The following is a 14302-nucleotide window of genomic DNA, read 5'->3' as shown; positions in this document are numbered from 1 at the left end:
CGCGTCGACGCTGAGCCACACGCTAATCGCAGCTTCAGACCGGCCGGGCTAGCCTTGCTCGAACCAGGCGCCCGGCGCCGCCTCCATGGCCGGCCGGGTGCGTGTTCGCCACCAGCCACGGGGTCAGTCATGAATATCCAGCCACGTAAAACGGCGCTGTATTGCGCGACCCTCGCCGGACTGCTTGTGCTGAGCGCGTGCGGCAAGAACGAGGAAGCCTCCAACACCACACCCACGTCGCCGGCCACCAGCGCGCCCGCACCGGCTGCGCCGGCGCCCGCGTCCACCGCGCCGATCAGCCCGCCGCAGAGCGCACCCTCGCCCACCAGCACCGCGCCGGCGCCCGTGCAGACCACGGCCAAGTCGGCCAGCGTGGCCACCGGTGGCGAGATCAAGATTGCCGCCGTCACCATCGGCAGCCAGGTGGATGCGGCCCACGCCATCAGCAAGGAACAGCGTTACTTCGCGCCGGAAGACAAGGCCATCTACGCCAGCGTGGCCACCATCGGCACCACCGACAACGCCACCTTGAATGCGAAGTGGAGCTACATGGACGGCAAGGACGAACCCTTCAGCAGCACTAGCGAATCCATCGCCACCGACGGCCCCGCCATCACCACGTTCAAGGTGCAGAACCCGAACGCCTGGCCCAAGGGCAAGTACAAGGTGGTCATCTCGCTCAACGGCAGGCAGGTGGCATCGGAAGATTTCGAAGTGCGCGGTTGATCCACGGCTTCACGCCTCCACGAAAAAGGCGCCCTACGGCGCCTTTTTCTTTTGTGTCGCGGTGAGCCGTTACAGCGCCCGCTTCCAGCGATGCATGCGCACGCCGGCGATCACCTGCAACACGCCGTACACCAGCGCGGCCGCGCCGATCCAGATGGCCACGGTGAGCAGGCCGGCCGCCGGATAGGCTGCAAACAACACGCCGAGCACCACCGCCAGCACGCCGCTCAAGGCGATCATCCATTCGCCTTCGATTTCCTTGCGCACACGAATGGCGAAGACGATGCGATAAATGCCCGCCACGATCAGCCACGCTGCCAGGAACAGGATCAGCACGTTGACCACCGCCAGCGGATGCCAGATGGCGAGCAGCCCGAACACGATCGAGGCCAGCGCATACAGCACCAGCCAGCCACGCGATACGGCCACATGGCGATTGAACAAGGCGAACAGGCTGATGATGCCTTCGGCCAGCGCCATCACGCCGAACGCCCACGCCAGCGCAATCACCGTGCTGCCCGGCCACAGCAATGCGCTGATGCCGAACAGGATGGAGATGACACCGTAGAACACCAGCAACCAGCCCGTCCGGCTGACACCCCGATGCAGGATAGAACTCATAGTCGCGACACTCCTTGATGTTGAAAGACGAGCATGGATAGCCCGCACTCACCACGAGTAGACACCGACGGCCTGGACGCGAGCAGCAGGTTTTCCCCTTCGTCGCTTGAGGCGCCGAGACAGCATCCACGCACCCTCGATGTGGAGACGACGCGAAAACCGTCTCACCGCGGCACATACGCGCGTGAATCCCGGCCACGCCCGGCAACAACGAAGGGACGCCCGCTTCACCCGGCGATTGCTCGAATCGGTCCCGTCATGCGCATGGCATCCCAACCCACACTAAGAGGTCACGTCATGAACCAGGACACCATCCAGGGGAATTGGAAGCAGCTCAGCGGCCAGATCAAGCAACACTGGGGCAAGCTCACCGATGACGATCTGAAGATTGCCGAAGGCAACGCCGAATACCTGTCGGGCAAATTGCAGGAGCGCTACGGCATCGCCCGCGACGAGGCGGACAAGCAGGTGAAAGCCTTCGAGAAGCAGCTTCGGCACCACTGATAGCACCGCGTGACCGGCTCGCCTTCTCATGCGAGAGGGCGTGCCTTGCGCCGACCATTACATCGTGTCGAGCGGAATCTTCAGATAACTCGTGCCGTTCGCTTCGGCCGGCGGGAACTGCCCCGCACGCATATTCACCTGCACGGATGGCAACAGCAGGCGCGGCATGGAGAGCGTGGCATCGCGCGTGCGGCGCATGCGCACGAAGGCCTCCTCATCGGTGCCTTCGCGCACGTGGATGTTCGAACGTCGCTCGTCGCCCACCGTGGTTTCATGCACGAAGGTGTCGCGGTCGGACGTCTTGTAGTCGTGGCAGAGGAATATGCGGGTATCGTCGGGCAGCGCAAAAATACGCTGGATGGAGCGGTACAAGGTCCGCGCATCGCCGCCCGGAAAATCGCAGCGCGCGGTGCCATAGTCCGGCATGAAGAGCGTGTCGCCGACAAACGCGGCATCGCCGATCAGGTGCGTCATGCAGGCCGGCGTATGTCCCGGCGTGTGCATGGCCACCGCTTCGATGGTGCCGACACGATAATGCTCGCCGTCCTTGAACAGGTGATCGAACTGGCTGCCGTCGCGCGCAAAATCGGAACCGGCGTTGAAGATCTTGCCGAACGTCTCCTGCACATCGCGGATGTGCTCGCCGATCGCCAGCTTGCCGCCCAGCACGGACTGCACATACGGCGCGGCGGAAAGGTGGTCGGCATGCACGTGCGTATCGATGACCCACTCCACTTCCAGCGCCTGCGCCTTGACGAAGTCGACCAGCGCATTCGCCGAATCGCGGTGCGTGCGCCCAGACACGGCGTCGTAGTCGAGCACGCTGTCGATCACCGCGGCCTTGCGCGTGGCCGGATCCCACACCACGTAACTGAAGGTGTTGGTGGACTCGTCGAAGAAGGCCTTTACGTCAGGTCGCTGCACGGCAAACGCCTCGTCTCGGGAGCGTTCATTGGAACGCATGCACCGCCGCGATGCCACTCGCCAGACGCCATAAGTAGCCGCCGAACCGGGCAAGACATGAGGGGAAAATGGCGCGCCCGGAGGGATTCGAACCCCCGACCAATGGCTTCGGAAGCCACTACTCTATCCGGCTGAGCTACGGGCGCATGAGCGTCGGCTCGCGCCTGGGACCGGGGGTCCGGGGCACGGCGAGGGCGCAGTATAGCGGAGTTGGGGGCGGGAGCCCATGTGGGCGGCGCGGCTCGCTGTGGGTGGTGTTTTTGGGGCGCAGGCCGGGACTCGTTTTTGTTTGTCATTCCTGTGAACCCGAAGGGAGCATGAACCGGCGGCGTCTTTCGGCAGCCGAAGACGTCCCAGCTCGTCATTCCTGCGAACCTTCAATGAGGGCAAGAGGGGGAGAGGCCTTTCAGCGGCCGAAGACTTCCTCGCTCGTCATTCCTGCGAAGGCAGGAAGCGCTTTTCAACAGCCGGAGGCTGGTCATCCAGCGACTCGGTTGTAGGTTGTCGCGATGACGCCTGATCGCGCTTTTGTGGCGACCTGGCCGCTTACGCAGCGGGCGTTTCGATCGGCTGCCGCCGCTCGAGTCACTTTTCTTTTGCTGGCCCAAAAGAAAAGTAACCCAAAGAAAATGGCCTTTAGAGCGAAGGGCTCGCAGCATCGTGTTGGGATAAGCCCGAGCGCTTGAGGATGGTTGTGGCGGGTCACCCGTGGGAGGCCACATAGCGAGCACTCCCAAGCGCTGCGCAACGCGCCCGAATCGCAGAGGACTTAAAGCGGAGCCTCGCTTCGCATCGGCCTTTGCTTTGGCTTCGCTCTTACGTCCTCTCCGCGCACTCCACTTCTCCCTCTCCCCTTGTGGGAGAGGGTCGGGGAGAGGGGGCGGGTGCTCGCGAAAACACTACTGCTGCGAGCTTTGGCTCTGGCTCTTGGGGTCCCCGTATGACAGCGGCAGGCGGGTGGAGGAAAGCCCGTAGGGTGGCCGCATGGATGCGGCCAGTTTTTCGACAGGACAGGGACGTCCTGTCGAAAAACCCCGTAACCCGCCCGCGTACCTTCCGTCCTACGGACGGAAGGCGCGTCATCCGGGGGGCCGTTTCTTTTGGCATTGCCACCATCTCGGTGGTTACTTTTCTTTACTCCGGGCATCCTGCCCTCCGCCCTTCGGGCCGGCTTCGCCGTTCGAACGCGCTCCTGCGCGTGCGTGGGCAAGCAAACAAAAGTGACCCGGCCTCCGGCAGGAGGACGGAAGCCCGCCGCAGGCGAGCCAGATCACTGCCACGCGACAACCAAGCGCAAAGTCGCTGGATGACCAGCCTTCGGCTGTTGAAAAGCGCCTCCGGCCTGCGCCGGGATGACGAGCGCAAAGAAAAAGCCGCCCATTTGGAGCGGCTTCGCAGACTTATCCTCACCACCATGAAGGTGGCAATGCCTCAACCCTCTCCCCCAAAAGGGAGAGGGAGATAAGACCACGCGCCTCAACGCGCCTTGAGCAACTCCGACAACCGATCCGCCTTCCCTTCGATGCGCTCCAGGTGCGGATACTTCAACCCATCGTGGTAATCGATGCGCAGTGTCTTGTACTCATCGAAGTTCTTCACCAGCAATTCCACCGGCTGGTTCTTGTCCTTCGCGGCGGCAGTCACGGCGTCCTTGATGGCGTCGCTGGAGTATTCCTTGCCGTTCACGGCGATGACCTTCATGCCCGGCGACAGGCCGGCCTTGAAGGCGGGGCCGTCCCACAGCACGTCGACGACGTCGCCGGCCTTGCCCATCGACACGCCCAGCGAATAGGTGAGGTTGGCGCCGCCCGCGCGGGTTTCCATCGCCTTGGCCACGTCCGTGGGCTTGTCGTTGTAGACCAGCTTCCAGCCGTTCGCCTCGAAGCCGCCGATCAACGGACCGTGGCCATCCAAACGCTCGCGCAGGTAGCTGGACCAGTCGTACGGCGCGATGTCGTTGAGTGTCTTCACCACATCTTCGAAGGTGTAGGTGTTGACGTCCCACTCGCCGTTCTTCACGCCGAAGAAGGCCTTGGCGAAATCGTCGATGGAACGCTTGTCGCCGGTGAGGTCACGCAGCTTGCCGTCCACGTCGAGCCAGATCATCTGGCCGCCCGAATAGTAGTCCTCGCTCATCTGGAAGTTGCGATACGGCAACGGGCGACGCATCGCGATGATCGGGTCGTTGGTGGTGTCCTGGATGTTGCGCCACTGCTGCAGGCCCGGACGGCCGCGGTCGTAGGTGGCGGCGACGTTGGCGAGCATGTCGATCGCCTGGTCCTGTTTCCACAGGCCCGAACGCGCGGCCATCACATAGCCCCAGAACTGCGTCTGGCCTTCGTACACCCACAGCAGGCTGTCCTGCATGGGCACGTTGAAGCTCGGCGTGCTGAGATCAGCGCCGCGGCGGTACTTGCCATCCCACGAATGGTTGAACTCGTGCGAGAGCAGGTCGCGCATCGAGGCGTTCTTGTCCCACTCGGTGAAATAACTGGTGCCCACGCCGTTCTCGCTGGAGCGGTGATGCTCCAGGCCGATGCCCGACATCTTGTCGCTGAGCGAGAACAGGAAGTCGTAGTGGTTGTAATGGTGCGCGCCGTACAGCTTGTACATCTGCTGCACCAGGTTCTGGTGCATCTTCAGCTGATCGGGCTTGATCTCGAGGAACTTCGGATCGTCCGCCACGATGTTGAGGAACACCGGCGTCTTCGCACCCGGATCGAGATCCACGCGCTTGAAGTACTTGCCTGCAAAGATCGGCGAGTCGACCAGGTCGTCATAGTCGATGGGCTTGAACGTCACCGTATCGCCGTTGCGCGAGGCCATTTCCAGCGCGCTGCCGTACTGCCAGCCGGCCGGGAACGTCACCGTGGTTTCCGCCTTGATCTGGCTCGCGACATGGCCGGCCGGATACAGCGACACCGTGTTCCACTGCAGGTTGAGCATTTCCGGCGTCATCACCACGCGGCCCTGGCGCACGTCCTGGGCGGAGAGGAACTGGAATTCCACCTGCACTTCGTTCGCGCCCTGCGGCACGTCCACGTGGAACGCGTACACGTTGAGCGGATCGCGCTTCCACGGAATGACCTTGCCGTTCGCCTTCACCACCAGGCCCGCGAGCTTGTCGATGGGGCCCGTCGGCGAGTGATTGCCCGGCAGCCACTGCGGATACAGCAGCGTGAGCGGACCGGCCTGCGCCGGCACCGTTTCGTGCACGCGGAACACGCGATGCGCGAGGTCGGTGGCATCGACGTTGATCTTCAGCGTGCCGTTGAACGGAATGTCCTGCGGTGCGGGAACATCGGCGAGGGCCGCGACACTGCCCAGGCCCAAGGCCGAGGCAAAGATCGCGGAAGCGAGACGCGAGGCTTTCAACAAGAGATTCTCCCCAATCGTACGAATTCGTGCCGCAGCGGCTTGCTGCACGAAACATGAACCTCCGATGCTAGTGCGCGTTGACAGGTGGCTCCCCCTGCCATTGGTCATGGAAGTGTCTGAACATCGCCTTTCCGCAAAACCGTTCGCGGGTTTTCTGCGCGTTAAAAACCCGTATCCTTTTTTCACCGCGATCCCCACGCGGACCGAAGCGACATTCCCCCTTGTTGTCGCGACGGATCACAAAAAAGATGGAGCATTCCATGAACAAGACTCTTCTTGCGGCCGCCTTGGCCGTGGTCGTCGCTGCGCCTTTTGCTGCCAAGGCCGACGAAAACAACAACCAGCTCGACAATTTCTTCGTTGCCGGCAACCTGGGCCAGAGCAACTACCGCCTCGGCGGCTTCTCGGACAAGACCGACGTGTTCCAGAACGTGCGCTTCGGCTGGCGCTGGAACGGCATCGTCGGTGCTGAAATCGGCTACGCCTACCTCGGCAAGGTCAAGAACGACTTCGATTTCGCCAGCACCTCGGTCAAGCCGCGCGTGGGCCAGATCGGCGTGACCGGCAAGTACAACTTCTACAACAACTGGTACGTCACCGGTCACGGCGGCTACCTGCGTTCGCGCACCACCGGCGCCGTCACCGTGGGCGACGTCTCCGCTTCCGAGCGCAGCTGGAACAACGGCTGGTACGCCGGCGCCGGCGTGGGCTACGACATCACCCGCAACGTCGCGCTTGGCGTGAACTACGACAACTACCACATCAAGTACGGCCGCGGCGGATCCGACCAGCCGCAGACCAACGCCAACGTGGCGACCTACTCCGCGTCGGTGGAAGTGAAGTTCTAAGCTTTCGCTGGATGTCGGAAACAAAAAAACGGCCGCGAAAGCGGCCGTTTTTCTTTGCAGCATGTGGTGTTCTTGCCGGAGTTCCTTACTGCTTCTCCAGCTTGCTGTGATGCATGCCGTAGCCCAGATACACCAGCAAACCGATGCTCACCCAGATCAGGAACACCTTCCAGGTGATGGCCGGCAGTTCCGCCAGCAGCCAGATGGAGAAGGCGATGCCGACCAGCGGGATCAACGGCACCCACGGCGTACGGAACGAACGATGCAGGTCGGGCTTGCGCTTGCGCAGGATCATCACCGAGGTGCAGATCACGATGAAGGCCGACAGCACGCCGATGTTCACCAGCTTGGCCACTTCCTCGATCGGCAGCAAGCCCGCCACCAGCGCGGTGAACACACCGAGCACGACGGTGGGGCGATGCGGCGTGCCGTAGCGCGGATGCACATGGGCGAACCAGCCCGGCAGCAGACCGTCGCGCGACAGCGCATACCAGATGCGCGTGGCGCCGAGCATGAAGGCGAACAGCACGCTGATCAGGCCGAACACCGCCGACACCGACACCGTCAACGCCACCCAGTGCAGGCCCAGACCCTTGAACGCATCGGACACGGGCGCGTCGGTGTTGAGCGTGCTGTAGTGAGCGATGCCGGTGAGCACCATCGACACCGCCAGGTACATCACCATCGAGATACCCAGCGACAACAGCACCGCACGCGGCAGGTCGCGCTGCGGATTCTTCGACTCTTCCGCCGCCGTGGTCAGCGTGTCGTAGCCGAACACCGCGAAGAACACCACGGCTGCTGCCGCGCCCACGCCCTGGAAACCGAAATGGCCAACGCCATCGGCGCCGATCACGCGTGCGGGAATGAAGGGCACCCAGTTGGCCGGGTTGATGTAGAACACGCCGATGCCGATCACCAGTGCGACGGCCGCGACCTTGATCGCGACGACGACGGTGTTGAAGCGTGCGCCCCATTCCGTGCGGAAAATCAGCAGCGCCGCCACGGCAAGCGTGACGAGCGCGGCGATCACGTTGAACACATGCCCCTCGCCCGTGCCGATGGCGCCTTGCGCCCATACCGGTAGCGTGATGCCCATGCTGGTCAGTGCCGATTGCACGTAGCCGGACCATCCGATCGCCACCACCGCGACGATCAAGGCGTATTCCAGCAACAGATCCCAGCCAATCAGCCACGCGGCCAGTTCGCCGAGCACCGCATAACCGTAGGTGTAGGCGCTGCCGGTGACCGGGATCATGCCGGCGAATTCGGCGTAGCACAGCGCTGCCGCCGCACTGGCGATGCCCGCGATGAGGAAGGAAATGGCGACCGCAGGACCGGCGTTGATCGCCGCCTGCTTGCCCGCCAGCACGAACACGCCCACGCCGATAATGCCGCCGATGCCGATGGCGGTGAGCTGCCACAGACCCAGTACGCGACGGAAATCGCCGCGCTTGCCGGCCTCCGCCTGCAACAGCTCCACAGGCTTGTGGCGCACCAACTTGCTAAGGAAACCCATCGGCTCATCCCCAGGAAACGAGCCGCGATCATAGCGAATGCCCTCGCGCCTGCCACGCTGCAGCTGCGCGATCCTTTGGATTTCCCTTAGAAAATCTCATGCGCCAGCGGTCCCAGCTCGTGCCCACCGCCTCTCCAGCGATGGAACCAGGCAGACCAGGCGCCATTACCAGAGCAATCGGCCGGGTCGCCTTTCATCTTTTTCCTAGAGATTAAGGCCACGGCGAAAGAAGACACTTCGGTGGCCTATCGCAAGACGGCGTTGGTGCATCGGCCCCATCGAGGGGCAGCCAGTGATGGCAAATGCGCCACGTTGCGGCCCCACCCTGCCCGAGACCTCCACCGTGATCTCCTCTCGCTTCATAGCCGTCCTGTTTTCCTGTGCCCTGGTCGCTGCCTGTCAGGAAGGAGGCGCCGATTCTGCTGCAACGCCGCCTTCCACCGCAGACCAAGCGACCGCGCTCTCCACACCAGCACCGCCAGCCGCCCCATCCATACCTCCTGAGCAGGAGACAGGCGATTTCAATGCCTACGTGAGTCGGCACCCTCAGATCAACGACAGCATTTTTCTCCGCGCCAGTCTTCGCAATCTCATGCGCGAACTGGGCAAGGCAGACGGTGTTCCGTCCCATCTGGCCCAGGAAGATGCCAAGTACGCCGCCCTGGCGGTGGAGAAACTGAAGGGCTATTGCGCCAACGGATCACTGACCAGCCAGACCGGGCTACCGGACACCGACTGCAAGCTCATCCTGGCCATTCACTAGAGAGGGTCACGACGTGCACACCGTCGCGAACGCAGGCAGTAGGCAACGCACGCGCATACGATTGAGGTGCTTTCCCAGGCCACCACTCCATGCCTTTGGCTTCAGCGTGCGCCGGAGGCCTCGTGGCTGGCGGTGGAGACGGTTAGCCAGCCGAGCACGAAGGCGCTGGCAACCGGGATGGCGATCAGCGCGGCAATCAGATGCGTGTTGAGTGACGGCGCGCCGAACCAGCCACCGGTCAACAGCGGCACGGCCGCCGTCACCAGCAGGCGCATGAATTCCAGTCCCACGCCGATACGCCTTCCCTCGGTGAGTGCGCCAAGAACGGACAGGCTCAACACCAGGAACACGGCATAGCCCACGAGGGTGGTAGCCGGCACTTGCTTGGCCAGATCGAGGAACTGCACCGCCATGCCAAGCAGCAAGGCAAATTGCACGACGCCGTAGATGGTGAGGCCACGCGAGAGCGGGGGAAGAAAGCGCTCGCGCTGGATGTCGAACGCCGGCTTGGGAAACCGCTCGGCCACATCCGCCGGACGCCAGCCCGGCGGCTTCAGCCATACCAGCAATTTGTCGCGCCAGCGACGCGCATGCCACGCGTCCTTGGCCGTGGCCCAGTACACCTCGGCATTGGCCCACAGCGGATTCCAGCTGCGCAGCGGCGAGCGCGTGCCGTAGATCGGCGGGTCGGTGTCGTCTTCCTCGACGAAGGTGCCGAACAGGCGATCCCACACGATCAGGATGCCGCCGTAGTTGCGGTCGAGGTAGCGATCGTTCACCGCATGGTGGGCGCGATGATTCGATGGCGAACAGAACACGCGGTCGAACCAGCCTAGCCGTCCCACCAGTTCGGTATGCACCCAGAACTGGTAAAGCAGGTCGATGAGCGCCACCACCACGAACACTTCCAGCGGATAACCCACGATGGCCATCGGTAGATAGAACAACCAGCCCAGCAGTACGCCACTGCCGGTCTGGCGCAGCGCGGTGGAGAGGTTGTAGTCCTCGCTCTGGTGATGCACCACGTGCGCGGCCCAGAGGATGTTCACCTCATGCCCGGCGCGATGCAGCCAGTAATAGCAGAGGTCGTAGAACAGCAGCGCGGAAACCCACACCCACACGCTGTTCGCAGGCAACGCAAAGATGGCGAAGCGCTGCACGCACCATGCATAGATGCCCAGCGTGAGCAGCTTGCTGAACACCGCGACGATCTGCGAGATCACGCCCAGCCCCAGGCTGTTGATCGCATCGCTGCTGTGATACACGCGCCGGCCGCGCAGCTTCGCCACCAGCAGTTCCAGCGCGATCAGTGCAAAGAACACCGGCGTGGCCCACGTAATGATGATTTCCTGCGTATTCATCGCCGCTCAACGACTCCCGCGAACTGATCGCGCCAGGCACCAAAGCGCCGTGTAATACGTCACCAGCACCCACACCGCAGACAACGGAATCACGAAGCGGAAACGGTCCCAGGCCAACAGTGTATCGCTGAGCATGAAGATCAGCGCACCCATCATCGACCAATGCGCCGACGTGGCCAGCGCATCCGACGTGTGCTGCCGTTCGCGCACCACCGACTGCCCACCCATGCTCGCCAGCACCAGCACGTAGACCACCACCGGCAGATGCAGCGCCACCGGCAGCGACGGCCACAGCGCCCACAGGTTGAATACGCCGTAGGCCACGCAGGCCAGCATGCCCCACGGGCGTTCGGCAAAGCGGCTGTCGTCCAGCAAGGCCGCGATAAAGCACAGGTGCGCCAGCAGGAACGACACCAGCCCCGCGACGAAGGCATCCTGCGGCAACATCAGGAACACGTCGCCGACGAGCGAACACAGCATGCCCGCGGCGATCCAGCGGCGGTAACGCGTCGACACCGCTGGCTCGGCACGCCAGGCCGTCCACAGGATCAGCGCCGTCGTCAACGGCTTGCAGAGCCAGTGCAGCCAGCGCCAGCCGTCGATCTCATCGTGGGCTGCGAACGCTGCGCCTGCGATGGCGCCCGTGGCCAGCACGATCACCGCGATGCCGACCCAGAGCGACGAGGACGGCCTCATCGTGGCGTTTGAAACAGACATGCATGGATTCCCCAACCCATCGATGCCGGTGATGGTAGAGCCAATGGCTTCCGATGCCCTGTCGCAACGCAATAATGGCCGGGCGGGAAGCCCCGCGGGGCAGCCGAAAAAAAAGCCCTCCCCCGTCACCGGGAGAGGGCCTGCAAGAGGCGGGCAGGCTGGCGGGACAGCTCCCCTCCTCCACCCTACCCCAAGGCGGGGCAAGGTCTCCACATGCGGGCGCGCTTAGAACTTCGCGTTGATGTTGAAGAACACCTGGCGCGGCGCGCCGGCCATCAGCGTCTGGTTCCAGCCCATCGGATCGGAGGCCACGTAGCCGTTGGTGCCCGTGGTCGCGAAGTAGCGCTTGTTGAGCAGGTTGGTGATGTTGAGGCCCATGCTCAGGTCCTTGGCCAGCGAGACCTTGCCGAAGTCGTAGTTCAGGCCTGCATTGAACAGCCAGTACGACGGCACCTGCGAGTCATTGATATAGGTGATGAAGCGACGACCGGTGTACTTGCCGTCCAGCGTGGCGGTGAAGCCGGCGAAGGTGTAGCTCACGTTGCTGGAGAACATCCAGGTGGGAATGCCCACCACGTACTTGCCGTCGGTGGCGACCACGCCGTTGTTGAGGTAGTCGTCCTGGTACTTGGAGTTGTCGTACGACAACGAGTTGAGCCAGCGCAGGTGTTCCATCGGACGCCAGATCACCGCCAGGTCCACACCCGTGCTCTTCACCGAGCCCACGTTGTTGAGGATGGCCGAGCAGGTCTGCACGGCGCTGCACGGCGACACCGCCAGCAGGCGGTTGGTGAAGCGCGTGTAGTACGCATCGGCGGAGGCTTCGATGCTGTCGCCATGCACGCGGTAACCCAGCTCGAACGTCTGCGACTGCTCCGGCTTGAGCGAGCTCTTGCTGCCGTCGAACGCCTGCTGCGACTGGCTGAAAGGCAGGAAGCCATAAGCCGAGAGGTTCTTGCTGTAGGAGGCATACACCTCCTGGCTCGCGTCGATCTTGTAGTTGGCGCCCGCCTGCGGCAGGAAACCATCGCTGGCGCGGATGCGGCCCGCGGCCAGCGCGCTGCTCGCGACCAGCGAATCGGCCGTGTTGGTCACGCCCAGCGCCTTGGCGCCGAAGTTGAGCGTAAGGCGGTCGTCCATCAGGTGGATCGTGTCCGACGCATACGCCATCTGCGTCTTGGTGATGTAGTGCTGCAGGAACGCGCGCAGGAACGGCTCTTCGCTCTCGTAGAAGTTGCTGAGGTAGTTGTACGCGCCATCGAGGTAGAAGTAGTTGCGTTCCTGGTTGGTCTTGGCGTTCTCGGCCCAGAAGCCCACTTCCAGATCGTTGTTGCCCAGCTGGAACAGCAACGAACCGGTGCCGCCGTAGCGATCCAGGCCGTAATCGGTGGTGCGCATCGACAGCGGCACCGTCGGCGACGATGCCTGGTACGGCGTGGCCCACTGACCTTCGCCGCGGTTGTCGTGATAGTACGTGCCCAGGTTCAGCGTGGTGTGATCGTTGAGGTTGAACGTGCCGCTCAGGCCCGCGAGGTTGTCACGACGAATGCCGCCGCCCGCGTAGTACGTCGAGTCCACCAGGTCATAGCCTGCTGGCAGCGACGACAGCACCGCGGGGTACGCACCCTTGCCGTTGTATGCGTTGGCGATCTGCACGGCCGTGTTCCAGTCCGGCTGCAGGTAATCCCAGTTCCAGCCCAGCGCCTTCTGGCTGGCGAGGGACAAGTCCATGTAGTCGTATTCCTTGCGGCGCGAGCTGTCGTAGAACAGGCTGACGCTGCCGCCGTCCCACTGGTACACCGACTTCAGGTTCACCTGGTCCGAACGCTGGTCGCCGTAGCCCTTCCACTTGTCCGTCGATGAGTGGTCGTACGACACGTACATCGAGAAGCCGTGGTAGTCGCCAGTATCCAGGCGCACGAAGGTGCGCGTAGTGGAATCCGAACCAATCACCTGGTTGATGCGCGCGCCCGCGACGCTGTCCGGGTCAGCCGAATAGAACTGGATGGTGCCGCCGAGATTGGTGTTCGACGCGGTGCCCAGCGCACCCGCGCCCTGCGCCAGTTCCACCGTGCTCAGGTTGTCGCTGCTGATCGCACGTGTCACCTGCAGGCCCGTGGTGGTGCCATAGCTCATGTTGCCCAGCGGGATGCCGTCGAGCGTGAAACCCAGGCGGCTCTGGTCGAAGCCGTGCAGCGTGATCTGCGTGGACCACTCGTAGTCGCCCCACGGATCGGCCGCCTGGAAGTTCACGCCGGGCAGCTTGTCCAGCGCCTTGAGCGGGCTGGTGCCCGGCGTCAGCTGCTGCAGATCCTCGCTGGTGACCTTTTGCACCTGGCGCGTCTCGCCGGTGGCCACCACCGACACGGCCTCCATGTTCTTGGCCTTGTCGCGCGGATTGTTGGCCGACGCATCGGCTGCCGGCGCGGCGGCCGCGGTGTTCACGTCGTCGGCGAGCAGCAGGCCGCTGTGGAAGGCGGCCAGTGTTGCCAGCGCGATCGCGGTCCTGCGAAGGGAAAGCTTGGGCATGACGAATCCTCGCGCGCGGATTCGCCATGAACCCGCACGTTCATTGGGACAAGTAGGGGAAATAGCCGTCCAAACCGTATGGACAGCCTGAGGGAAAGCACGAACGATCCGCCGCGCCTCACTACCGACGAACGCAATCCAGCGTGTGACGTCCCCGAATGCCGCTGATTTCCGTTCGTCGCCAGGGCGACGAGTCGTTCAACACCTTCTTAGGAAATCGTGAAGGCCGCGTGTGTAGCCGCGATGACACGGATATTTAAAACAGCCACGATCCAAATGGCGCGGCGTCACACATCCGACATCAAGCGAACTGCGTCACAGATGGACGTCCATCTCGTGACGCAGAACTGTCACTTGCGGGCCGCAAAGCCGT

General features: G+C 63.3%; 11 protein-coding genes and 1 tRNA gene. 4 read left to right on the top strand and 8 right to left on the bottom strand.

Translation table 11 applies throughout. From position 1 onward, the window contains the following. Positions 1–129 precede the first annotated feature (129 nt). A complete protein-coding gene (locus tag ABIC75_RS14760; RefSeq protein WP_354014636.1) occupies positions 130–726 on the top strand; it encodes a hypothetical protein in 597 nt (198 codons plus the stop codon). A 69-nt stretch (positions 727–795) separates the two neighbouring features. Here ABIC75_RS14760 and ABIC75_RS14755 read toward each other — a convergent pair whose 3' ends face one another. Continuing rightward, positions 796–1347 (bottom strand): HdeD family acid-resistance protein, encoded by a 552-nt coding sequence (locus ABIC75_RS14755; protein ID WP_354014635.1) that lies wholly within the window; start codon positions 1345–1347, stop codon positions 796–798. 297 nt (positions 1348–1644) lie between these two features. Between ABIC75_RS14755 and ABIC75_RS14750 the strand changes: the two genes are divergently transcribed. Then, positions 1645–1851: a CsbD family protein gene (locus ABIC75_RS14750; RefSeq protein WP_354014634.1), complete on the top strand. Its 207-nt coding sequence runs from the start codon at positions 1645–1647 to the stop codon at positions 1849–1851. Positions 1852–1908: 57 nt separating this feature from the next. On the opposite strand, the gene ABIC75_RS14745 is transcribed toward ABIC75_RS14750, so the two are convergent. From ABIC75_RS14745 to ABIC75_RS14735, 3 genes are all read right to left on the bottom strand, one after another. Continuing rightward, entirely contained in the window at positions 1909–2775 is an 867-nt protein-coding gene (locus ABIC75_RS14745) for an MBL fold metallo-hydrolase (RefSeq protein WP_354014633.1), read from the bottom strand. Between the two features lie 108 nt (positions 2776–2883). Next, positions 2884–2960: transfer RNA gene (locus tag ABIC75_RS14740), tRNA-Arg, on the bottom strand. A gap of 1330 nt (positions 2961–4290) precedes the next feature. Beyond that, positions 4291–6189: a M61 family metallopeptidase gene (locus ABIC75_RS14735; protein WP_354014632.1), complete on the bottom strand. Its 1899-nt coding sequence runs from the start codon at positions 6187–6189 to the stop codon at positions 4291–4293. Positions 6190–6452: 263 nt separating this feature from the next. Between ABIC75_RS14735 and ABIC75_RS14730 the strand changes: the two genes are divergently transcribed. Continuing rightward, the gene (locus ABIC75_RS14730; RefSeq protein ID WP_354014631.1) at positions 6453–7040 is read left to right on the top strand and encodes an outer membrane protein; all 588 of its coding nucleotides are present in this window, start codon (positions 6453–6455) and stop codon (positions 7038–7040) included. 85 nt (positions 7041–7125) lie between these two features. On the opposite strand, the gene ABIC75_RS14725 is transcribed toward ABIC75_RS14730, so the two are convergent. Continuing rightward, positions 7126–8559: an amino acid permease gene (locus ABIC75_RS14725; protein ID WP_354014630.1), complete on the bottom strand. Its 1434-nt coding sequence runs from the start codon at positions 8557–8559 to the stop codon at positions 7126–7128. A gap of 343 nt (positions 8560–8902) precedes the next feature. Between ABIC75_RS14725 and ABIC75_RS14720 the strand changes: the two genes are divergently transcribed. Continuing rightward, positions 8903–9322, top strand: a complete 420-nt coding sequence (locus ABIC75_RS14720) for a hypothetical protein (protein ID WP_354014629.1) — start codon at positions 8903–8905, stop codon at positions 9320–9322. A gap of 101 nt (positions 9323–9423) precedes the next feature. Here the strand turns inward: ABIC75_RS14720 and ABIC75_RS14715 are convergent, their stop codons facing one another. The 3 genes from ABIC75_RS14715 to ABIC75_RS14705 all read right to left on the bottom strand — a co-directional run bounded on the left by ABIC75_RS14715 (position 9424) and on the right by ABIC75_RS14705 (position 13929). Next, positions 9424–10683: a sterol desaturase family protein gene (locus ABIC75_RS14715; RefSeq protein ID WP_354014628.1), complete on the bottom strand. Its 1260-nt coding sequence runs from the start codon at positions 10681–10683 to the stop codon at positions 9424–9426. Positions 10684–10689: 6 nt separating this feature from the next. Then, complete coding sequence (locus ABIC75_RS14710; protein WP_354014627.1) at positions 10690–11400, bottom strand: lysoplasmalogenase; 711 nt, start codon at positions 11398–11400, stop codon at positions 10690–10692. A 225-nt stretch (positions 11401–11625) separates the two neighbouring features. Continuing rightward, positions 11626–13929: a TonB-dependent receptor gene (locus ABIC75_RS14705; protein ID WP_354014626.1), complete on the bottom strand. Its 2304-nt coding sequence runs from the start codon at positions 13927–13929 to the stop codon at positions 11626–11628. Positions 13930–14302 lie beyond the last annotated feature (373 nt).

The sequence above is a fragment of the Dyella japonica genome, assembly GCF_040545895.1.
GTDB lineage: Bacteria > Pseudomonadota > Gammaproteobacteria > Xanthomonadales > Rhodanobacteraceae > Dyella > Dyella japonica_D.
The sequence above is the reverse complement of the archived record's forward strand: the minus strand, read 5'-3'. Positions and strand labels throughout refer to the sequence as shown.

Excerpts from the sequence above, each read along its gene's own strand:
- ABIC75_RS14750 (WP_354014634.1), top strand. The coding sequence starts at position 1,645 with ATGAACCAGGACACCATCCAGGGGAATTGGAAGCAGCTCAGCGGCCAG.
- ABIC75_RS14710 (WP_354014627.1), bottom strand. The coding sequence starts at position 11,400 with ATGTCTGTTTCAAACGCCACGATGAGGCCGTCCTCGTCGCTCTGGGTC.
- ABIC75_RS14730 (WP_354014631.1), top strand. The coding sequence starts at position 6,453 with ATGAACAAGACTCTTCTTGCGGCCGCCTTGGCCGTGGTCGTCGCTGCG.
- ABIC75_RS14705 (WP_354014626.1), bottom strand. The coding sequence starts at position 13,929 with ATGCCCAAGCTTTCCCTTCGCAGGACCGCGATCGCGCTGGCAACACTG.
- ABIC75_RS14755 (WP_354014635.1), bottom strand. The coding sequence starts at position 1,347 with ATGAGTTCTATCCTGCATCGGGGTGTCAGCCGGACGGGCTGGTTGCTG.
- ABIC75_RS14725 (WP_354014630.1), bottom strand. The coding sequence starts at position 8,559 with ATGGGTTTCCTTAGCAAGTTGGTGCGCCACAAGCCTGTGGAGCTGTTG.
- ABIC75_RS14715 (WP_354014628.1), bottom strand. The coding sequence starts at position 10,683 with ATGAATACGCAGGAAATCATCATTACGTGGGCCACGCCGGTGTTCTTT.
- ABIC75_RS14760 (WP_354014636.1), top strand. The coding sequence starts at position 130 with ATGAATATCCAGCCACGTAAAACGGCGCTGTATTGCGCGACCCTCGCC.